Raw genomic sequence first — 25440 nt, 5'->3', positions numbered from 1 at the left:
TCACGTTCATTGGTAATTTTAGCACAATTTAATGTTTTATTGAACTAAAGGAAAATAAAAAGTCAATATTTCCTCCAAACAAAATTTTTTTAAATAAAAAATTTACTTTCTAAACTGCAAGAATCATAAAATAAATGCTACAAAAAAAGCCCTTGTATAATTAACAAGGACCAAATAATTATTACTATTTACGACGGCGTTCTGGAATACGAGCTGCTTTACCTTGCAATGCACGCAAGTAGTACAACTTAGCACGACGAACACGGCCATTACGAATAACTTCGATTTTATCAACACGTGGTGAATGAACTGGGAAAGTACGTTCAACACCAACACCACTACTGATCTTACGAACAGTGTATGTTGCAGAAATACCTTCACCACGGCGTTTAATAACAACACCCTCGAACATCTGAACACGTTCACGCTTACCTTCAACGATACGCGCATGTACACGAACAGTATCGCCTGCTTTAAAATCTGGAATGTCATCACGCAGCTGTGACTGTGTGAGTTTTTCAATTAATGGATTAACTGACATTATTTTTCTTCCTTTCACCGATATTCATGTCCAGTTGCAGCGGAATATCGTTAATGTGGCCTTAATAGCCAAATAATAGTTTAGCATAACAATTCTCTTGTGTAAATGAGTTTTGTTACGAATTTTGACTCAATACAATACTTTTGTCAAAATCTCAAATTCTGCCTTGTTGTAACTTCTGTAACCATTGTTTTTCTATCTTAGATAGTTCACGTTTTTCAATCATATCTGGTCGTCTAGCAAAAGTTTTATTAAAAGCTTGACGCTGACGCCATTTTGCTATTTTTTGGTGATCACCAGATAATAAGACATCCGGAACTTTCATTCCTCTAAAATTAGCAGGACGCGTATATTGAGGATATTCTAAAAGACCAGAAGAAAACGAATCTCCTGGGGCAGAGGCGCTATTGCCTAACACTTCTGGCAATAATCGTACAGTTGCATCGATCATAACCATTGCGCCCAATTCTCCACCGGTTAAAACAAAATCTCCGAGTGAAAACTCATCAGTCACCCGTTCTTTTACTCTTTCATCATATCCTTCATAATGGCCACAAATAAACGTTAATTGTGGTTCTTGTGCTAATTCTTCTGCTGCTTTTTGATCAAATTTACGACCCGCAGGATCTAATAATATCACACGCCCTAATCCTTGACGGTCATCTTTAACATGATCTAGAGCATCATAGATCGGCTGAGCCTGCAACAACATCCCCGCACCACCGCCATAAGGATAATCATCTACATGATTTTGTCGGTCAGTGGTATAATCACGAAAATTTGTTAACTGAATGTCCAGTATTTCTTTTTCTATCGCTTTACCAATGATCGAAGAAGAAAGTGGGCCCGTAAACATTTCTGGAAATAAACTCAAAATATCTATTTTCATTGTTCATCCAATCCTTCGAGCCAATCAACGATCACACAGTGTTGGTCAAGGTTGACATTTAAAATTACATCCTTGATCGCAGGTAATAAAACTTCTTTACCATTTGGACGTGCAACGATCCATACATCATTTGCGCCAGTTTCCATAATGTCAGTGATCGTCCCTAGAAATTCCTTTTGTACGGAGTAAACTTTTAGTCCGATTATTTCACGGTAATAAAATTCCCCATTCTCCAAAGGCGTTTGTTGATCACTTGTAATTTGTAATTGGGCGCCCTTATATTTTTCAGCTTCATTAATGTCTGAAACTTCTTCAAAAGTCAGCATTTCAAACTGTTTTTGTCGGCGGTGACGTTGGATCGTTAATTTTTTCGGCTCGTTATCCTTTATTGCAACGTAAAGAGTTTCTCCTGGAGCAAAACGTTTATCAACAAAATCAGTCGTTGCTAAAACCTTGACCTCACCACGGATCCCATGGGTATTTACAATTTTTCCAACATTATTATATGTCATAAACACACTCCTAAAAAAGAAAGCCTCCGTCCAAAACAATTTTGTCTGAACAAGAGGCTGGCTACTATTAGATTATTTTTAGTCCACAATATTTAACCGCACTCGTGCAGAATCATTTAAGTGGACACTATAAACGATCGTCCGAATAGCTTGAGCAACACGGCCATGTTTACCGATAACCCGGCCAACATCTACTGTTGCCACAGATAAATTAAAGTTCAAAAAGTGTGCATCCCGCTGCGTTACAATAGAAACAGCATCCGGTTGTGCAACAAGCGGCTTAACAATCGACATAATTAATTGCTTCACATCTGCTTCATTCATTTAATTTACCTTATTTCTTAGCTAACTTACTTTCGTGGAACTGCTTCATGATACCTTCCTTTGAAAGAATATTACGTACTGTATCTGAAGGTTGTGCCCCATTCCCTAACCATGCCAAAATACGATCCTCATTCAAGACAACTTCTTCTGGTTTAGTTAAAGGATTATATGTGCCGACCGTTTCGATCTGACGACCATCACGTGGTGCACGTGAATCAGCAACAACGATACGGTAAAATGGACGTCTCTTAGAGCCCATCCGTTTCATACGAATCTTAACTGCCATGTTTTAACACCTCCTATATAATTTCTCAACGCTTATAAATATAACAGTTATTTTCTGACCTGTAAAGGGAAATTTCTTGACACTTAAAATATTTTTCAATGAACCAACAAAAACAAGCGAAAATCAGCGACGTTTACGCGCTTTTTTTAGCTTTTTCATTTTTTTCATTTTCTTCTTTTTATTTTTACGAGCCATCTTATTCATAGACATTTTTGCCATCTTACCTTGCATACCGTTGCCAAATAAGTTTTCCATTCCAGAAAAATTCCCATTTGAAACTTTAGCCATCATATCACGCATTTGTTTAAACTGCTTGATCAAACGATTGACCTCTTGGACCGACCGTCCCGAACCAGCTGCGATTCGGCGTCGACGACTAGGCTTTAAGATATCTGGATCTTCACGCTCTTGTGGAGTCATAGAATAAACAATTGCCTTAGTATGATCCATATCTTTTGGATTGATCTCAGCATTTTTCAAGGCAGGGTTATTGGCCATTCCTGGGATCATCTTCATAATGTCTTCCATGGAACCCATATTTTGAACTTGATCGATCTGCTCAAGAAAGTCATTAAAGTCAAAAGAACTAGCCTTCATTTTATCTTGAAGATCTTGTGCCTTTTTCTCATCATAATCTTTCTGGGCTTTCTCGATCAAGGTCATCATATCACCCATACCAAGGATCCGAGATGCCATTCGATCTGGATAAAAGACGTCAAGGTCATCCATCTTTTCACCTTGACCAATAAACTTGATCGGCTTACCAGTTACAGCACGGATCGAAAGAGCTGCGCCACCGCGCGTATCACCATCAAGTTTAGTTAAAATAACACCAGTGATATTCAGCTGTTCATTAAAGCCCTCTGCTACTTCGGTCGCATTTTGACCTGTCATCGAATCAACTGTCAGCAAGACCTCATCCGGTGTCGCTAATTTTTGAATATCAGTCAATTCTTGCATCAGCTTCTCATCGATTTGTAAACGACCAGCAGTATCAATGAAAACATAATCATTTTTATTTTCCTGAGCGACTTTCAATCCTTCTTCAACAATTTTCACTGGAGAAACATCCGTCCCCATATCAAAAACGGGTAAATCATTTTCTTGACCTAATGTTTTTAACTGGTCGATCGCAGCTGGACGATAAACATCGGCCGCGATCATCAAAGGTCGCGCATGTTTTTCATTTTTTAACTTTAATGCTAATTTACTGGCTGTTGTAGTTTTACCAGCACCCTGCAGTCCCACCATCATGATAACCGTTGGGATCTTAGGCGACTTATTCAAGGGGACTGACTCTTGTCCCATGACTTTCACTAATTCTTCATTTACTATTTTAACTATTTGCTGAGCAGGGGTTAAACTTTCTAAAACCTCACTACCGACTGCACGGGTACGTACAGTCTTCACAAAATCTTTGACAACCCCAAAGTTTACGTCGGCCTCTAATAAAGCTAGACGGATCTCACGCATAACTTCTTTCACATCTGATTCGCTGATTTTACCCTTACGGCGTAACTTGCCGATCGCATTTTGCAATCGTTCAGTTAATCCTTCAAATGCCATTATTTATCCTCACTTTCATCCTAGGTCTTCAGTATTCTCTAATTGAGCGACCAATTTTAACAATTCATGATCACTTTGATAATGTTTTTTAACATAATGCATCAAAGAATCCATTCTCTCATTTCTTTCTAGAAAATCCCGGTACAAGTGTAACTTGCTTTCATAATTTTCTAAAGTATGTTCTGTTCTCTTTATATTATCATAAACAGCTTGACGTGAAACATTGAAATTCTCGGCAATTTCCCCCAAAGAATAATCGTCACGGTAATATGAGCCAATATATTGCATCTGCTTATTTGTTAACAATCCTTCATAAAAATCAAATAATGCATTGATCCGGTTAGTTTTTTCAAGTTCCATTTTTCCACCTATTTTGCAGTCTGTGCAACTAGATCTTTGAAAAGGCCATAAACAAACTTCTCAGCATCAAAATCACGTAGGTCATCCATTTGCTCACCTAAACCAACTAATTTAACTGGTAAATGCAGCTCATTTCTAATAGCCAACACAATACCACCTCGCGCTGTGCCATCGAGTTTAGTCAACACGATGCCACTAACTTCAGTAACATCCTTAAATTGCTTAGCCTGAGTTAATGCATTTTGTCCAGTAGTAGCATCTAATGCTAATAAAACCTCTTGTGGACTATCTGGTATTTCTCTTTTTATCACACGCTTGATCTTAGCTAACTCGTTCATTAAATTAACTTTATTTTGTAAACGACCCGCTGTATCAACTAATAAAACATCGTAATCTTCAGTTTGAGCCCGCTTGACTGCATCAAACACGACTGCAGCTGGATCACTTTGCGCTGGCTTTTTAACAATGTCCACATCCACACGCTGGGCCCATTCATCTAACTGTTCAATTGCTCCAGCTCTAAAAGTATCACAAGCCGCCAGCAAAACCTTTTTTCCTTCTTGTTGATACTTATGGGCCAACTTACCGATGGTGGTTGTTTTACCCACACCATTTACACCAACGAACAAAAAGACAGTTGGACCGTTTTTTGCAAAATGTAACGTATTATCCTCTTCTTGGCCTTCCTTCTCATACAAATCAACTAATTTTTCAACAATAGCATCTGACACATCGGATTTCGACTTAGCGTTTCGTAACTTAACTTCATCTTGAAGCTCATCACTGATCTTAACTGCAGTTTCAAAACCCACGTCAGACTCGATCAATGTCTCTTCCAAGTCATCAAAGAAGTCCTCGTCAACATGGCGGAAGTTCGCGAGCAAAGCATTAATTTTTGCACCAAATCCTTGTCGTGATTTTTTCAATCCTTGATCATAACGATCTTCTTCAGTTTCTTTTTTTTCTTCAGCATCTTTAATTTCTTTTGTGTCAGAAGTTTCATCGTCAGAAGTTCTTGCCTGTTTTTTAAGATCTTCTTTTGTTTCTGGTTCAGCTTGATCTTTTGTTGTTTCATCTTCTATTTGAGTTTGTTTTTCATCGTCAACGCTTTTATCAGCCTGATCCGGTGTTTCTTCTTCTGTTTCTTCTTTTTCCTTTTGTTCTTGTGCTTTATCTTGCTCTTCTAACTTCTCTTTTTCTTCATCCTCTGCTTGTTCAGGGCCAGAAAATGCACGCTTTAATTTATCAAAAAGTCCCATGTTATTTCTCCTCCCGTCTAAATACGAACCTATTTTACCAAAATAACTATTAAATTACATCTGCCAACGACACAGATACCATGCGGGAAACGCCTGAATCTTGCATGGTCACTCCATATAAAACATCTGCTTGGACCATTGTACCCTTTCGATGAGTTATTAAAATAAACTGAGTATCATTATCCAGACGACGCAAATACTGCGAATAACGTGCAACATTAACGTCATCTAATGCTGCCTCAGCTTCATCCAAAACGGCAAATGGTACTGGACTAACTTGTAAAATCGCAAATAGTAAAGCAATCGCTGTTAGCGTTCTTTCACCACCAGATAATAAGCTTAATTGCTGCGCTTTTTTACCAGGAGGTTGTGCTGTGATCTCGATTCCTGTTTCCAAGAGATCACTTGGATCAGTCAAGGTCAAATATGCATCACCGCCCTCAAAGATCTGGGGAAATACCTGAGCAAATGAAGCAGCAACTTTTTCAAAAGTATTTTTGAAACGTGCCTTCACTTCACTATCTATTTCATCCATACTACTTTCAAGCTGACTTTTAGCAGTCAATAGGTCTATTTGTTGTTGTTCCAAAAAATCATAACGTTCACTGATCCGTTCAAATTCCTTGATCGAACCCAGGTTAACTTCGCCCAGATCATCTAAGCCCATTTTAAGCAATTTTAGTTGATGCTTAACCTGTTTCGGCTCGCGATTTATTTCCTGCTGACTGGCATATTCATAACTCATACCATATTGTGTTGATAAATCACTCAAATTACGATCTAAAATGGCATTAACTCGGCTTAAAATAATCTGTTTTTGTTGCTTTTCATCTCGTGCTGCTTCTTGTAACTCATTTACTCTTTGGAGTTTGTCAGTCTCCTGATTCAATTTTTCTTTCAGTTCCATTTTATTTTGAGCCAACTGTTCTTGTAATGCACTGGCCTTTTTGATCCTTTGTTTGACCTCGGACAGCTTACCCTTTAAATCTTTTTCACTGCTATTATGAAATTGATCTTTCTTCGTTAAATCTTTAATCATATTTGATTGTTTTTCAATCAAGACTTGCAAATGTTGACACTGATTATCCACTTCTTTTAATTGAACTTGTAATGCATCGACCCGTTCTTTTTCTAGCGCAATTTCTTGATCAAGTTTCGTTTTTTGTACATGATACTGTTTTTGTGAAACTGAAGCTTCAGTAGTAGCTGTTTGCTTTTTTTCAAGGGCTGCTTGGTAAATCGCAATATCTTGTTGAGCTTTTTTTAACCGTTGTTGCGTTGAAACTAATTGTTGCTCTAATTGCTGTTTGCGCTCATTTTGCTGTGCATAAGCACTAGAAATACTATCATGATCAGCCTGGCGGTGTTTCACAACAAATAAAGCCTCAGCGTGTTCCTTAGCCACTTTTTCCCGTTCTTTTTGCACACCTTGCAATAATTCATTGGCTTTTTTTAAATTTTGCTTTGCTTCTCGTTGTTGATCAGCTACTTTTTTACCTGCGACCTCTAATTCTGCCAGTTTATCTTTCATCGTTTGAATATCTGCTTTTAAGTGTAAATGTTGTTGCTTTTGCTCTAAAAGACCCAAATGTTTTTGTTTATTCGTTCCACCGGACATCGAACCACCAGCATTAATTATTTCGCCTTTTAAAGTTACGACCCTTGCAGAATGATTCAAAGTTTCTGCAGCATTTAATGCCACATCCAAATCCGAAACTATCACAGTTGTTCCTAAAAGGTAATCCAAAACTGCTTGATTTTCAGGGTCCATTTTTACTAGATCACTAGCAACACCTAATACGCCGTTTATATTATCAAGCTTATCGACTAAAGTAGCTGATAATTTCCGTGCTCTGACTTTATTACGCGGTAAAAAGGTTGCTTTACCCAAACGATTTTTATTTAAATACTGTATTCCCTGTTTTCCAGCCTGTTCATCAACCGTAACAATATTTTGTAACTGTCCACCCAAAACGGTTTGAACCGCTTGACTATACCGCGGAGATAATTCTAATAATTCAGCCACAGAACCAACAATTCCCGGAAGTTGTTTTTTTCCTCGTAAAACATTTTTAGCTCCCTGATAATAGCCCCCGTAGCTCTCTGCTACGCGATTTAATGTTTCTAATTGGGCTTGTGCTTTATGCATAATGTCACTTGCTGAATACCATTGTTCTTTTTTTTGCTGATAGTCTTGTTCGCTTTGATCTACTTCATTTTGGGCACTATTTACTCTTTTTTTCGCTTCTGTTAATTTCTGCTCACTGATAGCTAATTTGTCGGCTAGAGCTTTTTGTGTAGTAAGGGACTGTTCTAATTTTTCTTTTTTCTTTTGTAATTTACCATCTTGCTCTTTATTTTTTGCAAGATCAGTATCTTTATTTTGCTTTAAATATTCAACTTTGCTTTCAAGTGACGATTGTAGCTGAACCTGAGTCAAAATTTTCTGTCTAATTTTCTCAATTTCATCAGCTAATTGGCTTGGGTCTATATGTTGCTGATTATTCAAATCATTTAATTTTTGTTTTAAGTCACTTAAATTAGCTTTTTTACTATCGACTTGTTTTTGCAGATCCAAAGCTCGTTGCTTACTATCTTGTAGATCGCTTTTATTTTGTGCTAATTGATCTTGCAAGTCAGCTGATCTTTCCTGTTGAAAGAAACGCTCCTGTTGCGACATTTCTTGTTTACCAGTTATCCTCTCTTCTTGGCGCGTTAGTTCTAATAACTCTTTAGAAACGTCACTTGTTTTTTCTTCGATCAGCTCATTTTTACTTGTAAGCTCATCTGTCACCCGTTTTTGCTGATAATTTTGTGTACTGTACTTATTAAATAATTGCTCAGCTTTTTGTAACTCGCTATTGGCAGTATCGGCTTGCTTTTTAAGTTCTTCAATGTTTAAAACCAAATCGCTCAATTTATAATGATCATACTGTTTTTTTTGTTCTAAATAGTCTTTCGCTAAACTAGCTTGCCTTTCCAGCGGTTCCCTTTGTTTATCCAATTCAACGATAATATCTGCTACTCGATCTAAATGATCAGTAGTCTCCATCAGTTCAGCGTGTGCCTTAATTTTTTCTTTTTTATATTTAGATATCCCAGCTGCTTCTTCGATCAAATACCTGCGTTCTTCAGGTTTACTGTTAAAAATAGATTCAACTTTGCCCTGTGAAATAATAGAAAATGAATTTCTCGAAACTCCAGTATCCATAAAAAGTTCATTAATATCACGCAAGCGAACATTTTTGTTATTGATCAAAAACTCGCTTTCGCCACTTCGGTATAAGCGCCGACAAATAACGACCGACTCTGGTAAACCTTGTAAAGTTTGGTCAGCATTGTCAAACTCGATACTAACTTCTGCACGATTCAGCGCAGTCCTTGACTCAGAACCGCCAAAAATAATATCGGCCATTTTATCGCCCCGTAAACTTTTAGCGGACTGTTCTCCTAAGACCCAGCGTAACGCATCGATAATATTGCTTTTTCCACTACCATTTGGACCTACTATGCCTGTCAAACCAGCGGTAAACTCTATCCTAGTTTTGTCTGCGAAGGATTTGAAGCCATTCAGCGTTAACGCCTTTAGTTTCAATAAAAACTCCTCCTTACATTATTTTGTAGCTGTTTTACCAAACTTTTTCAATGCCTGTGCGGCAGCAGCTTGTTCGCCAGCCTTCTTAGAATAACCTATACCTTCACCTAATTTTTTACCATTGGCATAAACGGCCATACGATACTTTCGTTCATTATCTGGGCCTTCTTGATCCAATAACTTGTATTCGATCACACATTCTCCATCTTTTTGTAAATATTCCTGCAATTCTGTTTTATGATCAAAAAAATGATCAAACCAACCCATATCAAGTTTAGGGAAAACAATTTTGGAAATGAAGTCTACTACGGCTTGCTTGCCTTGGTCCAAATACAATGCCCCGATAAAAGCTTCGAAAATATCACACAAAAGCGATGAACGTTTCCTTGCATCTGCTTTTTCTTCACCTTTACCTAAACGAATATATTCATCAAAATGACACTCTTTAGCAAATTTACTAAAACTATCTTCACAGACCATCGCAGCACGCAAACGTGAAAGCTTTCCTTCGGGCATTTTATCGTAACGTTTGAATAGGTACTCCGAAACGCATAATTGCATAACAGCATCACCCAAAAATTCAATTCGCTCATAAAACTTCAAATTTTCCTTTGGATGTTCATTGACGTACGAAGCATGTGTAAATGCTTCGTCCAATAGACTTTCATTTTTAAAATCGATCCCATAATCTGTTTTTAAATGTTGTGCTAATCCTATGATCACTACAATTACTCCTCTTCTTCATTCATGTATCTAACTAACAGTTCAATTAAATATCGACCGGACTTATCTGATTTAGGAGAAACATCCACTTATTTGCCATATTTCTCCTAAGTCCGATATGGATCCATAATAGCCAATTTCGGACTGTTTTCTATTTTCTATAAAAAAAACTGGCACAGTCGGCCAGTTCATCAAAATAATTATCCATCTTAGTTCTTTTGGTGGGCAGTAATATACGAAACTGCTTGACCGACGGTGGTTAACTTTTCAGCATCATCATCTGAGATCTCCGCACCAAAAGTGTCTTCTAATTCTAAGACAAATTCAACAATATCGATCGAGTCAGCGTCCAAATCATCCTGAAAGCTTAATTCATTAGTAACCTTGTCGGCTGAATAATTGAAACGATCCTCAATAATAGTTGCAATTTTAGCAAAAACTTCTTTTTCTGTCATTTTATTTACCTCACTCATAAGTCAGTACTATAATTTTATCTTTTTCACGATAAATTGTCCAGTATCTCAAAGATATCTATCACGATTTACATTATTTGCCGTATCAAGTTCATTTCTTGTCTACTACAGCTGCCTGATCTTCTTTTTGTTGTTGTGCCGAAAAATATTCTGTAAAATTAGGTAACATTTGTCCATCGATCATGCTCTTGATTTGTTTGATCGTATAATAAACAGTTTTAGCATCACTGGCACCATGAGCCTTAACAACTGGCGCTTTTACACCCAACAAAACCGCACCGCCGTACTGTGATTGATCCATTTTACCTTTGATCTCACCTAAACTTGATTTTAATAATAGGGCACCTAGTTTACCCGAAACGCCCGAATTCATGATCGTATTTTTAAGCAAATGCATTACAGAAGAAGCAGTACCTTCTATTGCTTTCAATACAGCATTACCAGTAAATCCATCAGCGATCACAACATCACATACACCTTCAAGCAAGTCACGTGACTCAACATTACCAACAAAATTAATAGATTCATCAGCAGCTATCAGGTCATGTGCTTCGAGCGTTAACTTACTACCTTTATGTGGTTCAGTTCCATTATTTAATAAACCGATCCGTGGTTCTTTGATCCCGCGTACACTTGTAGCATAGTATTTACCTAAAAGTGCATATTGATATAGTTGTTCTGCCTTACTATCAGCATTTGCCCCGCTATCAAGCAAATTAAAAGACTGATCATCTGAACTAACAACTGGCAAAGTTGAAACCAAACCAGGACGCGTAATACCTTTGATGCGACCAACCAATAATAAACCAGCAGCTAATAAGGCACCGGTATTCCCACACGAAAATAATGCGTCTGCTTCACCATTTTTAACAGCAGTCGCCGCCATAACCATTGAGGAATTCTTTTTTCGGCGAATAGCACGAACAGGCTCATCATTCATATCAATTTGTTCGTCTGCTTGAACGATCGAGATCCTGTCAGTGTTATGGATCAACGGATCGATTTGAGCTCGATCCCCATACAAAACAAATTCAACATCTAAAAATTCATCACGGGCTATTTCTACACCTTCAACAATAGTTTGTGGTGCATTGTCTCCACCCATCGCATCTATGGCTATTTTCAAATTTCTCATCCTTTCAATTACCCCAACAACAAATGGTTAATTAATAATAACAAATATTCCATTGTGATACTTTCCATATTTTAATCTAAAGCTGGTTTCTTTAAAATAGTCCTACGCAAATAATTTATTAAACCCGTATTTTCTTTTTTTCTTTCAAAATCATCATCACTTATAATAGCGTATGCTTCTTGTTGAGCGATCTGTAAAATATTTAAGTTTTCAACTGGGTCACCGACTTGAAATTCCGGCATTCCTGCTTGTTTTGACCCTAAAACTTCACCCGGACCACGTAGTTCCAGATCCCTTTGCGCGATCAAAAAACCATCATTAGTTTGAACCATTGTATCCATCCGAGCCTTACCATAATCATTTTTCGGATCGGCTACTAACAAGCAATATGACTGACGGTTACCCCGGCCAACTCTACCGCGTAACTGATGTAACTGTGCTAAGCCAAATCGATCGGCGTCTAAAATCATCATCACCGTCGCATTCGGAATATCTATGCCAACTTCAACGACTGTCGTCGCTACCAAAATAGAATATTCTTTATTCTTAAAATCTTGCATAACTTGATCTTTTTCCTGCGTTTTTAACTGACCATGTAATAACCCTACTTTATACTTGTTCTTAAAAAGCTCACTCATTTTTTGATAAACTTCTTGCGCATTTTGCAGCTCCATCATTTCAGATTCATCGATCAGTGGCGATACAATAAAAGCCTGCGCCCCACTTGCTATCTGCTGGCTTAAAAAGTTGATCGCCTCAGAGGTCTGTTTTTTAGAAAACCACTGTGTTCTTACCGGTTTTCGATTTTTAGGTAACTCATCAATCACTGATACATCCATCTCACCATAGCTAGTAATAGCTAATGTACGCGGGATCGGTGTAGCTGTCATCGCTAAAACATCAGGTTTCGTACCTTTCATTCGCAAAAGTTTGCGCTGCTCAACGCCAAAACGATGTTGCTCGTCGATTACAACTAAACCCAAGTTATGAAATATCACATCAGGTTGGATCAATGCCTGCGTACCGACAACAATTTGAATATCACCGTCCGCTAAGTGCGTCATTAATTCTCTTTTTTGGGCTAATTTGCCGATAGAAGAATGTGTCAATAAAGCAACATTCACATTTAAAGGATCAAACAATTCGGCTAATTTTTCAGCATGTTGTTCTGCTAGAATTTCAGTCGGTGCCATCAAAGCACACTGAAAGCCTGCAGTTACTGCCGCATACATCGCTAAAGCCGCAACCACCGTTTTTCCCGAACCAACATCTCCTTGTAACAAACGATTCATGTGCACCGGATGATGCATATCATCGCATATCTCATTTACAACTTTTTTTTGTGCGTTAGTTAGTTCAAATGGAAGTTGAGCAATAAACTTTTTTAACAACGTATTGTCATATGAAATTATCTGTCCGTTAGAATGCTGATCTCTAACTTTCATAAATTGTAAACCAGCCTGATAGCGAAAGAACTCTTCGAAAATCGCCGATCTTCTGGCAAGGTCAGCAGCTGATCTACTGATAGGAAAGTGCATGTCATGAATCAGCTGCTTGCGGTCCAATAACCGATATTTTTTTCGTAAAGATCGTGGTACAACGTCCTCTATCAAACTAGAATACTGTTCATAAGCCTGACTAACAAATTGTTTGATAGTATTGGGACGAATATCTTTAGAGGAACGGTAGACTCCTACAAAGTCATCATTAGCTTTAGAACTGAACAGTTTCATCCCCGTCATTTTTTGTCTTTTAACATCGTACTTACCATAGACGCCAATTTCTTTACCAGTTTCTATTTTGGAGGCTAAGTAAGGTTGATTAAAGAAAGTAACCATTAAAACATCTTGACCTACTAAAAAGCGAAAATTTAACCGGCTTTTTTTTCGACCAAATCTAGCTAAAACTGGTTCAGAGGCCACTGTTCCTTTGATCGTGGCCTTCTCTTGATCAGCGATCTCATCAAGATTTTTGGTACTTAGATCATCGTATCGAAAGGGATAAAAGGTTAATAAGTCTTCAATAGTGTTAATGCCCAACTTGTTCAAGGCTGTCAGCCTTTTGGGACCAGCACCATTTAAAACTGACACAGGGTCTAAAAGACTTCGTTCCTCCATTTTATTCACTCTCCCATTTACACTATGACCTAATATTTAAATTCTAAATTTATTAATTACTAAAAGCTGACTGACCCCCGACCAGGATCAATCAGCTTACTTTATTCAACAGAGATCAAGTACGGATATAGAGGTTGATCACCTTCATGGATCTCAATTTCTAACTCATCATTTTCTGTTAAAATGGCCTCTTTGACCTTCTGCGCATCAGTCGAATCACCATCTTCACCAATAATGATCGTTACGATCTCGCTGTCATCTTCAAGCATCGATTTAACCGTTGAGACAGTTGTTTGGTACAGTTTTTGGCCTATCACGTTGATATCGCCATCAACAATACCCATATAATCACCCTTCTTGATTTGTTGTCCATCGATAGAGGTATCTCTAATTGACTGAGTTACTTCACCGGAAATGACTGTGTCCAAATCTTCCGTCATCATTTCAACATTATCATTCAGGTCTGAACTTGCATCAAACGACAACATTGCTGTCATTCCTTGAGAGATTGAGCTTGTTTTGACAACACCGACAGGAATATCACTAACTTTTGCAGCTTGTTGTGCAGCCATAAAAATGTTTTTATTATTTGGCAAGATAATAACCTGTTCTTTATTAGTTTGTTTAATAGCTTCAACGATATCTTCGGTACTTGGATTCATTGTTTGGCCCCCATCCAAGATTTTCGTAACACCTAAGCTCTTGAACATTTTTTGCAGGCCATCACCAGAGCTAATTGAAATTATACCGTAGTTACCAGTTTCGACTGTTGCAGCCTCTTCATCGTCGGCTTGTGTTTCCACTTGAGACTGATCATCATTTTCCAAAATCGTCTCATGTTGTAAACGCATATTGTCAACCTTGACCTTAACTAAAGAACCAAATTTTTGACCATAAGCCAAAACCTGCCCTGGATGTTCAGTATGCACATGAACTTTAACTACTTCGTCGTCAGCGATAACTAATAAAGAATCTCCAATTTCAGCTAAATGTTCACGAAATTCATCATAGTCAAACTTAGAGTCAACTAAACGCCCATCCCCTAAGCGAACCATGATCTCTGTACAATAACCATATTTGATATCAGTCGTATTCAACTTGCTTTGTACACTTTTATGGTGCTCAGCATTGACCATTTCATCCATTTCTTGCACAGAAGGTTGATACGTACCGTCTTCGACAGGTTCATTGCCACTTAAAGCATCAAAAAATGCCCCGTAAACAAATGTTAATCCCTGACCACCAGAATCAACTACACCGACCTCTTTTAAAACAGGTAGTTGCTCAGGAGTTTGAGCTAGTGCTTTTTTAGCAGCTTCATACGTATCCGAAATTATTTGGACACAATCATCTGAGTTTTCTACACGTTCCCGAGCAGCTTCTGCAGCTTTTCGTGCGACTGTTAAAATAGTTCCTTCAGTTGGCTTCATAACTGCCTTATATGCAGTTTCTACCCCATTAGAAATAGCATCAGCCAAGTCTTGAGCTGATAAGGTCTTTTTTTTAGCCATACTTTTAGAAAAACCACGAAAGACCTGCGACAAAATCACACCAGAATTACCTCTAGCTCCCATTAGTAATCCTTTAGCAAGAGCCGATGCTAATTCACCCACTTCATTTGAAGTCGATTCGTTAACATACTTAAAACCACTTGCAAATGACAAACTCATATTTGTCCCTGTATCTCCGTCAGGGACTGGAAAAACATTCAAAGAATTTATAAATTCGGCATTATTATTCAAACGGTTTGAAGCCGCCGCTATCATTTTCCGAAATTCTTTATCAGTAATCGTTACAACTTTCAAATCTTACTTCCTCCTTGGCTGCGCTTAGTCTTCGATAACTTTAACGCCTTGAACTAAGACGTTAACCGATTTAGCCTTCAGCCCAAGCATTGATTGTAAATTATATTTAACTTTGTCTTGAACATTCCGACAAACTTCTGAAATTTTTGTTCCATAACCTGCAACAATATATACATCGATCGCGATCCCGTCATCTTCTTGACGGACCACTACTCCTTTAGAGTAATTATCTCTTTTTAATATCTCATTTAAGTTGTCACGGATCTGATTTTTACTTGCCATACCTACGATGCCAAAAATCTCCGTTGCAGCACCGCCAACAACCGTTGCAATCACATCATTGCTGATGTCAATATTGCCTAGCTGGTTCTGAATTTTTACAGCCATGAAAACAGCCTCCTTGCTATTAATAGACAATCATTCATTATTCTAGCATATGCTTTTGTTAAAACCAAACTAACATCTGCTTACCTTCACGATCTCTACCAAAAAAATTATGGTAAGAATACTTCTTATATTATTATCATAGCAAACTTTATCTTTTTTTAGCAAAATATTTTAATGCCTAACATTAACTAAAATTTGTTTACTGCAGACCTAAATGATCCATTTTTAAACTGCCAAGGTATTTTACTTTACAGAAAAATCTTGCAATTAACGGGTTATTATGATAATTTAGTTTAGTGAGTAAAGCGACTATGTTCGCTGAAAAGAGAATAAGGAGGATTATTAATAATGGCAAAAGATCATATTACTGGCCGTAAAACTACTTTTGGCAAGAAGCGTTCACATGCTTTGAACCAAACAAAACGTAGCTGGAAGCCAAATTTGCAAAAAGTTCGCATCATGGTTGATGGCAAACCTAAGAAGGTCTGGGTTTCTGCTCGCGCATTAAAATCTGGTAAGGTTAAACGTGTTTAATCTAAAAAATGGACTCCTTTTGTTGGTGTCCTTTTTTTATACCCTGAAATCACTTTTTAAATATCGCAAAACAAAGCTGGAATATAACTTAACTGACTGTGAGATTCTAAAAGGGCCATCGGTCTATCCCATTAAAATGGTTTAGATCGACGGCCCTTAAACATGTTTCGAAATTTTTTTGTATCAATCTTTTTACGTTTAATCATGAGATTGAATCGTACATATGACTCCACTATCAAATGAAAAGTTAGTAGAATTTCCAACAAATTCATTACTTGATAAAGAAATCGGTTCAGCAAAATCAACCCCGGCTAACTGATATTTTGCATCATACAGATACAGATCAGAAACCGCATTTAAGCAAATAAAAGCTAAATAACGTGTACTGGGTAATTTAGCAAGTTCATGGTGTCCTGGCAGATAAAAATTCAAGTGATTCCAGCGATCGACTATTTCAATTTGTTCACAATAGGGTTTAAATTCCGCCATTAAAACAAAAAACAGATTGCTTAAAAGCTGATCTAACCGTGCACCAGTTGCACCATAGATCACAATTTTTTCAAAATCAAGATCCGAAATGATGTAACGTAAGGCTAACATCGTATCAGTCACATCTTCTTTTTTAGGTCGAATCACACTCTTGTCTGAGTTTTGACGTACCAATTCAATTTCCTTTTCACTCGAAGAATCAAAATCTCCTACTGACAAAACCGGTCTGATCCCAGCTTTAATGAGCCTGACTGCTCCATAGTCAGCGCCGACCCATACTTCATCAGCGTTAGCCGGGTTTAATAAATGATCAGCTAGATCAGTCGGCCAATCAGACGTCGGTCCCCCAACTAACAAATTAACGATCATAACTGTGTTTCGCCGGCTTCCCGGAGTGTCTTAATACGGTCAGCAGGTTCGTCTGCTCCAAAAATATAAGATCCCGCAACTATTACATTGGCACCAGCCGCTAACGCTTGTTTAACAGTTTGGTCATTTAAACCGCCATCGACTTCAATATCATAGTTCCAATTATTTTCTTTTTTAGCAGTTGCGAGTTGTTTGACCTTAGACATCGTTTCTTCTAAGAAACTTTGACCACCTAAACCTGGATCAACAGTCATTACCAACACTTGGTCAACCATTGGTAAAACTTCGCTGATAACACTAACTGGTGTACCAGGATTGATCACAACTTCCGCTTTCATACCTGCTACCTTGATCAAAGACAAAACAGAATGTAGATGTGGTGTAGCTTCCGCATGAACACCCATAATATTAGCACCTGCCTGGGCAAAATCAGCTACATATTTTGTTGGGTCATCGACCATCATATGACAGTCAAAAACTAGATCAGAATGTGGTCGTAATGCTTTCACGACATTAGCACCAAAAGTTAGGTTAGAAACAAAATGACCATCCATTATATCGATATGCAGGTATTCAACTCCTGCCTGTTCAACTACTGCAACATCGTGTGCTAAATTTGCAAAATCCGCGCTTAAGATCGACGGAGCAATTTTCATACTATCACCTCATTAAAATATTCAACCTAAATATTATAGTATAACTTGAATCACGCTTAAAGGTAAATTGCTCACTTACTATTTATATTTTGGTTTTCTTTGTGCAATTTCACCTTGAAATTGCACGTAATTTTCATAACGGCTTGCCAAAATTTTGCCTGCTTCATAGGCTTGTTTGACTGCACATTTTGGTTCTTTTAAATGTAAACAACCACGAAACTTGCAATTATCTTGTAACTCGACAAAATCAGGATAAAACAAGGGTAATTCTTCTTTTTTCACGTCTGAAATTTCAAAAGAAGAAAAACCTGGTGTATCTGCAATCAGATTATTTTCGATTTGTCGTAAAGTAACTTTACGAGTCGTGTGTTTACCTCGACTTAAGGCCTTAGAAACCTCGGCCGTTTCTAATTGTAATTCTGGGGCTATCAAATTTAACAGCGTGGACTTCCCTGCGCCAGTCTGTCCCATCACCACGATCACTTCACAAGTAACTGCACCAAGAAAGTCTCGCCTTATTTTATCAGTATTAGTACCGTCAAAAACAAAACAAGGGTAAAATTTTTGATAATATTGCACTAAATCATGTAACTCATTTTTTTCTATCTCATTAAGAAGATCAGCCTTAGAAAAATAAAGCATTGGCTTAATTTTATTTTTTGTTAAAGCAACTAATTGCCGATCTAATAGGTTAGTCGATAAATTTGGCTCCCTACAAGCCGTTACAATGACAGCTCGATCAACGTTCGCAACTGGAGGTCGAACTAAGCTATTTTTTCTATTTAAAATTTTTAACAGATAGCCTTCATTTTCATTATCTGCCTTAAATTCTACCCAATCTCCAACGTAAGGAGTTTCTTTTTTCTTTCGAAAATTCCCCCGCCCACGTGTGCGATAAATATGTTGATCCGCTAAAACATCGAAATATCCACTTAAAGACTGGACGATCTGTCCTTTAACCAAATTATTTCCTACCCTTCTTAATAAGCGATAAGCATGTGCACGAAATCATTAACGTTCGCTAAAATTTCGTGCACTGACTATTCTTGAGTTATATTATCTTTTTCTTCGACCACTTTTCCGTCACGTTCAATTTTGTATGCACCCTTTTTTCCTTCGTCTAAGTTAAAGGGCAAACGTATATCGCGATCATCTGTAATATTTAAAGTTTGATAGACATCTTTAATTTGATGATCCTTATCGGCAATATAAATCTTGATGTCATTATTTTCTTGTCCATCATTATCTTCAAATGGCAGCTTAATTGTCAAGTTAAACCGTTGGTCACCATTACTCGAACTTGACGTATCTGAAGATGATGAGGAAGAAGATGAAGTTTCAGAACTTTCTGACGAAGATTCTTTATTACGACCTGCTGAGATAGTTACATTGATTTCAGCCCCTTGGATCAAAGTACTGCCAGGAGCAGGGGATTGTTTCATCACCAAACCCTCATCATATTTATCAGAATTTTCACGTATAACATTCAGCGTTAACCCACGTTCATCTGCGTAATCTTGAGCACTTTTTAACGTATAATTTAACAAGTCACGTAGTTTAAAGCTACGCGGTCCTTTCGAGACCTGGAATGTAACAGCAGCTTCGCTCATCAAAACTTTCTTATCAGCTGAAATACTTTGATCTTTGATCTCACCCTTCGGAGTTTTTTTAGAAAATACTTTTTCAGACTGAACTGTAACGTCTCTTTTTTCCAACTGTTTTTTGACTTTCCTGTATTGCTGACCAGTATAGTCACCAAATTTTTCTTTTTTAGGCCCCTTAGAAACTACAATCTCTATTTTGGAGCCTTCTTTGATTTTTGATTTAGCAGTTGGCTTTGAATTTATAACTTGGCCATAATAATAAGTATTACTATGTTCTTTGGTAATTTTACCGAGTTTTAACTTATTATCCTTCAAGCTTTCGCTTGCCTCAGAAGTTGTCATGCCCTTCAGTTGTGGGATCGTAGTATCTTTAGGGATCATCGCATAAGAAAGACCCGTTCCTAATAAAAGTACTGCTAAAAAGCTAAGCAGTAGTACAACTAATTTTTTCTTCTTTGACCATTTTTTTCGTGGCTTGTTATTACTTTTTTCATCCGGATCTGAATCAACTGGCGAAGTTGGTCCTTTTCCATTAATGGTATCAGTTGCCGATTTCCCATTCTTTTGGACATCGGATAAAATTTTAGTTTCATCATCATTCAAAAACTTCGCTTGCCATTTTGGTTCATTAGCACGTTGCGGCGATAAACATGTCTTTAGATCTGCAAACATTTCTCCAACAGTTGCATATCTGTCTTGCAGATCCTTAGCTGTGGCGTGCAAAACGACATTTTCCAGTGGCTGAGGGATCTGTGAGTTTTCCTGTCTGACAGAAGGCATCGCTTCATTATAATGTTTCATTATGATGGAAACTGCATTTTCTCCGCGATAAGGTACATGACCAGTCAACATTTCAAATAAAATAATTCCTAACGAATAAATATCAGTTTGCTTAGTGACTATACTACCACGTGCCTGCTCTGGTGAGATATAATGAACAGATCCCATCACAGTATTTGTTTTAGTCATCGTTGATTGTGAAACAGCTAAGGCTATTCCAAAATCAGTAATTTTGACATTGCCTTTTTGATCAAGCAAAATGTTTTGCGGTTTAAGGTCACGATGAATTATCCCATGTTGATGAGCATCATCAACCGCCTTCAGTATTTGCTGCATGATCTCAATGATTCGATCAGGTGAAAAAGGAAACTCCTTTTTAATGTATTCTTTTAGATTCATTCCCTGCACATATTCCATCACTAGATATTGCAAACCACTTTCTTCGCCGATATCATAGATAGTCACAATATGTGGGTCAGTCAGTTCCGTTAAAGACATTGCTTCTCCTTGGAACCTTCGTACCGCAGTTTGATCGTTACGCATATCCAAGCGTAATAATTTGACCGCCACTGAACGTTTTAAAATTAAATCATATGCAACATAGACGTTAGCCATCCCGCCTTCGCCTAAAGTATCAATTATTTTATAACGACCATTTATAATGTATCCTGACTCCAACAGCTGTTCCCCTCGCTTTCAAAAGAAAGCAATAGGGCAGTAATATTATCAGCACCACCTGCTTCATTCGCAGCTTGGATCAGTTGTTGGCATTTCTCTTTTAAACCTAATTTATCTTGACCTAAGATCCCTGCAATTTGCTGGTCACTGACCATATTAGTCAAACCATCAGTACATAATAGTAATTCTCCTGGAATGATCTTACATAATTTTTGGTCAAGCCGTGCATCACTTGAAACTCCAAGCGTTCTTGTAATAATATTTTTTTGTGGGTGAACTCGTGCTTCTTCCTTGCTTATCTCACCACTTTTGACCATCTCATTAACCAATGAATGATCTTCTGTTAATTGAACTAGCTGACCATCAGCAAATAGATAACAACGACTATCACCAATATTTGAAATTAAGACCTTCTTTTTAAAAACGACCACACAAACTAAGGTCGTACCCATTCCCATTAAAGAATCATTTTGATCAGCCGACTTGAGAATTTTTTTATTCTCAAAAACTGCTTGTTCTTGCAACCAAGAAAATGCATCTTTGGGCGTTTTAAAATCAGAATGCTCAAATTCATATCCAATATTGGATACAGCCATCTCTGAAGCGACCTCGCCTCCCTGATGACCACCTAAACCATCAGCAACGATCGCTAAAGAAATACCCGCTGGATTGTTAAAAAAACCAACGAAGTCCTCATTTTTACTTCTAGTTCGACCAACGTCGCTTAAATAGGAATATTTCACTTTGTACACCTCATTTTTGTTTTACAAGTGTGGCAATAAAGAAGCCATCCGAACCATAGTCATCAGGATAAAGAGTCAAAGATAATTCAGTACGCTGCTGTTTAAGTTGTAAGTTAGTTTCTGTCTTGATCTGAGCAAATTCGGAATTTTCTGCTAAAAACTTATCGATCACAGTTTGGTTTTCATCATTCAATATAGTACAAGTGCTATAAGTTAATTGCCCGCCTTTTTTTACTAAGGGCGCAGCTGCCTGCAAGATCTCTAACTGGATCTGAGCCAATTTTAAAATATCATTCGCATTTTTTTCATATTTGATCTCAGGTTTACGACGTAATAACCCCAGTCCAGAACAAGGAGCATCGACTAAGATCTTGTCAAATGTTTCCGCTGAAAAAACAGTACCACTTTTTCTAGCATCCAAAGCTCTGGTTGTTACACTACCACTCAAGTGCATCCGCTCAACATTTCCCTGAATCACCCTTAACTTGTTTTTATGAATATCTAATGCATCAATATGGCCAGTACCAGTCAATTTTTCCGCTATCTGTGTTGTTTTTCCACCAGGTGCAGCACATACATCTAAAACTTGGTCATCTGGCTTTACCTTCATTGATTCAACACTCAAGATCGCACTTTCATCTTGGACAGTGATTTTTCCTGACTTGTATGCAACACTTTGTGGGATAAAACCACCATGAACCACCAAGGCAGATGGAGAAACTCGGCTTTCATTAGCCGTTATTCCCTGTTTTTTTAACGAGTCTTGCACCTCGGCTAAACTACTAGCACGAGAGTTGATACGAATACTTTGCTTTGGAGTTTGCAAAGTCGATTTTAATAGAGAATCGGTCTTATCTTTACCTAGCTCACCATTTAATTTCTTTACTAGCCATTCAGGCGTACTGGTTTGTACACTAATTTTTTTAATTGGATCATCAATTTCAGAAACAGTAGGCAATCCCTTGCGAACAATCGCATGCAATACGCCCGTTACAAATCTTCTAGTTCCCTCGTGTCCCATTTGCTTTGAGATTTCAATTGCTTCATTAAATATTGCATGTTGCGGGACTCGGTCAAGATAGGCCATCTGATAAACAGAGATCCGTAAAAGCTGTTTTACCCAAAGATCCAATTTATTAGGATCCTTTAAAAAAGGCTTCAAGTAAAAATCCAGAGTCAACTTATTTTGGATCGTACCATAAACTAAATTCGTATATAAATTAACATCGTGGTCTAAAAGTAATTGAGACTCTAATGTTTGATCTACTACTTTATTAGAGTACGAACTTTCTCTTTCGATCCGTGTCAGATCACGAACAGCAAGATAACGCGCACTCTTTTTTATTTTACTTGTCATCTGAAATTATAACCTGCCCTTTTTCTAGTGCCTGATTCATCCCATTTAAGTAGTCCGTAACAGCCAATTTTTGCTTCCCTGCTGGTTGCAATTCATTGATTTGATAAACTGTACCGTCAGCTGCCGCAACTTTTAGTATATGTTTCGTTACTTCCACTACTGTACCTGCTGCCTGTTCTGTTTTTTCGTCTAAAGGGTCAATATTCCATAATTTTGTCCTTTTACCAGCAAAATTATCAAAGAACGCTCCCGGAGCCGGACGGAGCGCTCTTACTTTCCAATCGATCTCTTGTGCCGTCATTGACAACAATAAATGTTCTTCTTCGGGTTTAATAGTTGGAGAAAAAACTACTTGCGTTTCATCTTGTGGCGTAGAAATTAACTCACCTGTGATCAATGCTGGTAACTTTTCTAGTAACAGATCGCGCCCTAGATAGCTTAACTTTTCAAATAAACTACCTGTATCATCATTAAGTTCGATCGGTAATTCAGTCTGGCCCAACATCTCACCTGCATCCATTTTTTTGACCATATAAATCAGAGTAACCCCAGTTTTAGAGTCACCATGCATTAAGGAATATTGGACTGGCGCGCCTCCACGATATTTGGGTAATAAGGAACCGTGAACGTTCACTGCTGCGATTTTTGCGCTATTAAGCAACTTAGTCGGCAAAAACTGACCATACGCAGCTGTAATGATCAAATCAGGGGCCATGTCGATCACGCGTTGCATTTCAGCACTACCGCTAATTTTTTCTGGTTGCAATACTTCTATTTCGTTTGCCACAGCCAATTTTTTTACTGGCGAAGCGGTCAAACGATGTTTACGCCCAACTGGACGATCTGGCTGAGTGACAACTGCTTTAACATCATATTCATTTTCTAAAAGTCCTTTTAGAACCGGAACAGCAAATTCAGGTGTTCCCATAAAAACAATCGAAGTCATAGTTTCACGTCCTTAATTTTTAAATGATTTTTCTAAATAAAGTCGATTGGATCACGATCGATCTTTAATTGTAATTTACGTTGCGCTTCTTTTTGGCTAGTTAACAATAAATTCTCTAAGAACTCGTCCAAATAAGGTTCACTCTTATACTTGATAACTAATTGGTAATAAAACTGATTATTGATCCGCATAATCGGTTTGGGGGTTGGTCCTAAAATAACGGCCTGTTTGGATAAAATTTGCTTTAATTGACCATTGATCTCAAACATTTTCTTGGCTACATCTGCTTCATTAGGCCCACTTGTTACGATCTGTGTCGTAAAGAAATACGGTGGGTACCCTCCTTTGTGACGCATGTTCATTTCAATCCCAAAAAACTTTTCATAATTTTGGCTTTTAGCTAATTGAATCGCATAATGTTGTGGATTAAATGTTTGGATCATCACCTCACCTAATTTATCTGCTCGACCCGCTCGTCCACTAACTTGTGTTAACAGTTGAAAAGTCCGTTCAGCAGAACGGAAATTAGGCAAGCTCAATGACGTATCAGCATTTAAAACACCGACCAAGGTCACATCGGGAAAATCTAATCCCTTAGCGATCATTTGAGTTCCAAGCAAGATCTCAGCTTCTTTATTACCAAACCGTTGCAATAATTTAGCATGTGCTCCCTTTCGTCTAGTCGTATCAACATCCATCCGCAAAATCTTAGTATCTGGTAATAGTTGTTGCAATTCTTGTTGTACTTTTTCCGTACCTGTTCCGTAATAACGAATTTTTTTACTATGGCAACTAGGACAAATTTGGGGGATCGGTTCTTCATGCCCACAATAATGACATTTCATTGAACGGGAATCCATGTGTAACGTTAAAGAAATATCACAATTTGGACATTTTAAAACAAAACCACATTCACGGCACATGATAAATGAAGAATAACCGCGGCGGTTTAACATTAAAACTACCTGCTCTTTTTTCTTTAATCGTTGTTTTATCGCCTCTAATAAGGGCGTCGACACATCAACGACAGGTGCTCTTTTTAATTCTTGACGCATATCGACCAAATTAACTTGAGGCAAAGGCTGCCCATTGATCCGTTGATCTAATCTCAGCCATTCATAAACACCTTTTTGCGCACGTGCACGCGACTCTAAAGATGGAGTAGCACTACCCAAAACTACGGGACAATTATGCCATTGTCCACGTTTTATCGCAACATCACGTGCATTATATTCAGGCATATCTTCTTGTTTATAGCTAGTTTCGTGCTCTTCATCCATGATAATGACACCGATCTGCTCCAAGGGCGCAA

Annotated in this window: 24 protein-coding genes; 1 reads left to right on the top strand and 23 read right to left on the bottom strand. The window is 37.8% G+C overall.

What is annotated here, in order from left to right:
• Positions 1–184: 184 nt before the first annotated feature.
• The 15 genes from rplS to LACPOB_RS0106590 all read right to left on the bottom strand — a co-directional run bounded on the left by rplS (position 185) and on the right by LACPOB_RS0106590 (position 15972).
• Entirely contained in the window at positions 185–541 is a 357-nt protein-coding gene (gene rplS, locus LACPOB_RS0106660; protein ID WP_017868052.1) for a 50S ribosomal protein L19, read from the bottom strand.
• Positions 542–695: 154 nt separating this feature from the next.
• Positions 696–1430, bottom strand: coding sequence for a tRNA (guanosine(37)-N1)-methyltransferase TrmD (gene trmD / locus LACPOB_RS0106655; protein WP_017868051.1), 735 nt, complete (start codon positions 1428–1430; stop codon positions 696–698).
• On the bottom strand, positions 1427–1942 hold the full coding sequence (gene rimM / locus LACPOB_RS0106650) for a ribosome maturation factor RimM (RefSeq protein ID WP_017868050.1): 516 nt from the start codon (positions 1940–1942) through the stop codon (positions 1427–1429). Before rimM ends, trmD begins: the two co-directional genes overlap by 4 nt.
• Positions 1943–2020: 78 nt before the next feature.
• Positions 2021–2266, bottom strand: coding sequence for a KH domain-containing protein (locus LACPOB_RS0106645; protein ID WP_017868049.1), 246 nt, complete (start codon positions 2264–2266; stop codon positions 2021–2023).
• Between the two features lie 10 nt (positions 2267–2276).
• Positions 2277–2552: a 30S ribosomal protein S16 gene (gene rpsP, locus LACPOB_RS0106640; RefSeq protein WP_017868048.1), complete on the bottom strand. Its 276-nt coding sequence runs from the start codon at positions 2550–2552 to the stop codon at positions 2277–2279.
• Positions 2553–2675: 123 nt separating this feature from the next.
• Positions 2676–4118 (bottom strand): signal recognition particle protein, encoded by a 1443-nt coding sequence (gene ffh, locus LACPOB_RS0106635; protein ID WP_017868047.1) that lies wholly within the window; start codon positions 4116–4118, stop codon positions 2676–2678.
• A 15-nt stretch (positions 4119–4133) separates the two neighbouring features.
• Positions 4134–4478 (bottom strand): putative DNA-binding protein, encoded by a 345-nt coding sequence (locus LACPOB_RS0106630; protein ID WP_017868046.1) that lies wholly within the window; start codon positions 4476–4478, stop codon positions 4134–4136.
• An 8-nt stretch (positions 4479–4486) separates the two neighbouring features.
• On the bottom strand, positions 4487–5737 hold the full coding sequence (gene ftsY, locus LACPOB_RS11880) for a signal recognition particle-docking protein FtsY (protein WP_017868045.1): 1251 nt from the start codon (positions 5735–5737) through the stop codon (positions 4487–4489).
• A 49-nt stretch (positions 5738–5786) separates the two neighbouring features.
• Positions 5787–9332 (bottom strand): chromosome segregation protein SMC, encoded by a 3546-nt coding sequence (gene smc / locus LACPOB_RS0106620; RefSeq protein ID WP_017868044.1) that lies wholly within the window; start codon positions 9330–9332, stop codon positions 5787–5789.
• 18 nt (positions 9333–9350) lie between these two features.
• On the bottom strand, positions 9351–10055 hold the full coding sequence (gene rnc / locus LACPOB_RS0106615; protein WP_017868043.1) for a ribonuclease III: 705 nt from the start codon (positions 10053–10055) through the stop codon (positions 9351–9353).
• Positions 10056–10264: 209 nt separating this feature from the next.
• On the bottom strand, positions 10265–10510 hold the full coding sequence (gene acpP / locus LACPOB_RS0106610) for an acyl carrier protein (RefSeq protein WP_017868042.1): 246 nt from the start codon (positions 10508–10510) through the stop codon (positions 10265–10267).
• A 109-nt stretch (positions 10511–10619) separates the two neighbouring features.
• On the bottom strand, positions 10620–11654 hold the full coding sequence (plsX, locus tag LACPOB_RS0106605) for a phosphate acyltransferase PlsX (protein WP_017868041.1): 1035 nt from the start codon (positions 11652–11654) through the stop codon (positions 10620–10622).
• 80 nt (positions 11655–11734) lie between these two features.
• A complete protein-coding gene (gene recG / locus LACPOB_RS0106600; protein WP_017868040.1) occupies positions 11735–13780 on the bottom strand; it encodes an ATP-dependent DNA helicase RecG in 2046 nt (681 codons plus the stop codon).
• A gap of 101 nt (positions 13781–13881) precedes the next feature.
• Positions 13882–15585 carry a DAK2 domain-containing protein gene (gene fakA / locus LACPOB_RS0106595; protein ID WP_017868039.1) on the bottom strand — a complete coding sequence of 568 codons (1704 nt, stop codon included), beginning with the start codon at positions 15583–15585 and terminating at the stop codon, positions 13882–13884.
• 24 nt (positions 15586–15609) lie between these two features.
• Positions 15610–15972: an Asp23/Gls24 family envelope stress response protein gene (locus LACPOB_RS0106590; RefSeq protein WP_017868038.1), complete on the bottom strand. Its 363-nt coding sequence runs from the start codon at positions 15970–15972 to the stop codon at positions 15610–15612.
• A 348-nt stretch (positions 15973–16320) separates the two neighbouring features.
• Here LACPOB_RS0106590 and rpmB point away from each other — a divergent pair, with 348 nt between their 5' ends.
• Positions 16321–16506, top strand: a complete 186-nt coding sequence (gene rpmB, locus LACPOB_RS0106585; protein WP_017868037.1) for a 50S ribosomal protein L28 — start codon at positions 16321–16323, stop codon at positions 16504–16506.
• Positions 16507–16704: 198 nt separating this feature from the next.
• Here rpmB and LACPOB_RS0106580 read toward each other — a convergent pair whose 3' ends face one another.
• The 8 genes from LACPOB_RS0106580 to priA form a co-directional block, all read right to left on the bottom strand.
• Entirely contained in the window at positions 16705–17364 is a 660-nt protein-coding gene (locus LACPOB_RS0106580) for a thiamine diphosphokinase (RefSeq protein WP_017868036.1), read from the bottom strand.
• A complete protein-coding gene (rpe, locus tag LACPOB_RS0106575; protein WP_017868035.1) occupies positions 17361–18020 on the bottom strand; it encodes a ribulose-phosphate 3-epimerase in 660 nt (219 codons plus the stop codon). The genes LACPOB_RS0106580 and rpe overlap by 4 nt, the downstream gene beginning before the upstream one ends.
• 78 nt (positions 18021–18098) lie before the next feature.
• Positions 18099–18983, bottom strand: a complete 885-nt coding sequence (gene rsgA, locus LACPOB_RS0106570; protein WP_017868034.1) for a ribosome small subunit-dependent GTPase A — start codon at positions 18981–18983, stop codon at positions 18099–18101.
• Positions 18984–19060: 77 nt separating this feature from the next.
• Positions 19061–21082, bottom strand: coding sequence for a Stk1 family PASTA domain-containing Ser/Thr kinase (pknB, locus tag LACPOB_RS0106565; protein WP_017868033.1), 2022 nt, complete (start codon positions 21080–21082; stop codon positions 19061–19063).
• Positions 21061–21825 carry a Stp1/IreP family PP2C-type Ser/Thr phosphatase gene (locus LACPOB_RS0106560; protein WP_017868032.1) on the bottom strand — a complete coding sequence of 255 codons (765 nt, stop codon included), beginning with the start codon at positions 21823–21825 and terminating at the stop codon, positions 21061–21063. The genes pknB and LACPOB_RS0106560 overlap by 22 nt, the downstream gene beginning before the upstream one ends.
• Before the next feature lie 10 nt (positions 21826–21835).
• On the bottom strand, positions 21836–23182 hold the full coding sequence (rsmB, locus tag LACPOB_RS0106555; RefSeq protein ID WP_017868031.1) for a 16S rRNA (cytosine(967)-C(5))-methyltransferase RsmB: 1347 nt from the start codon (positions 23180–23182) through the stop codon (positions 21836–21838).
• Complete coding sequence (fmt, locus tag LACPOB_RS0106550) at positions 23172–24128, bottom strand: methionyl-tRNA formyltransferase (protein WP_017868030.1); 957 nt, start codon at positions 24126–24128, stop codon at positions 23172–23174. The genes rsmB and fmt overlap by 11 nt, the downstream gene beginning before the upstream one ends.
• A gap of 32 nt (positions 24129–24160) precedes the next feature.
• Positions 24161–25440, bottom strand: a 1280-nt coding sequence (priA, locus tag LACPOB_RS13080; protein ID WP_040532929.1) for a replication restart helicase PriA, incomplete at its 5' end; no start/stop codon positions are given.

Source organism: Ligilactobacillus pobuzihii E100301 = KCTC 13174 (assembly GCF_000349725.1).
In the GTDB taxonomy this organism is placed as follows: domain Bacteria; phylum Bacillota; class Bacilli; order Lactobacillales; family Lactobacillaceae; genus Ligilactobacillus; species Ligilactobacillus pobuzihii.
Note: the sequence above shows the minus strand (reverse complement) of the source record. Positions and strands in the feature narration are given on the sequence as shown.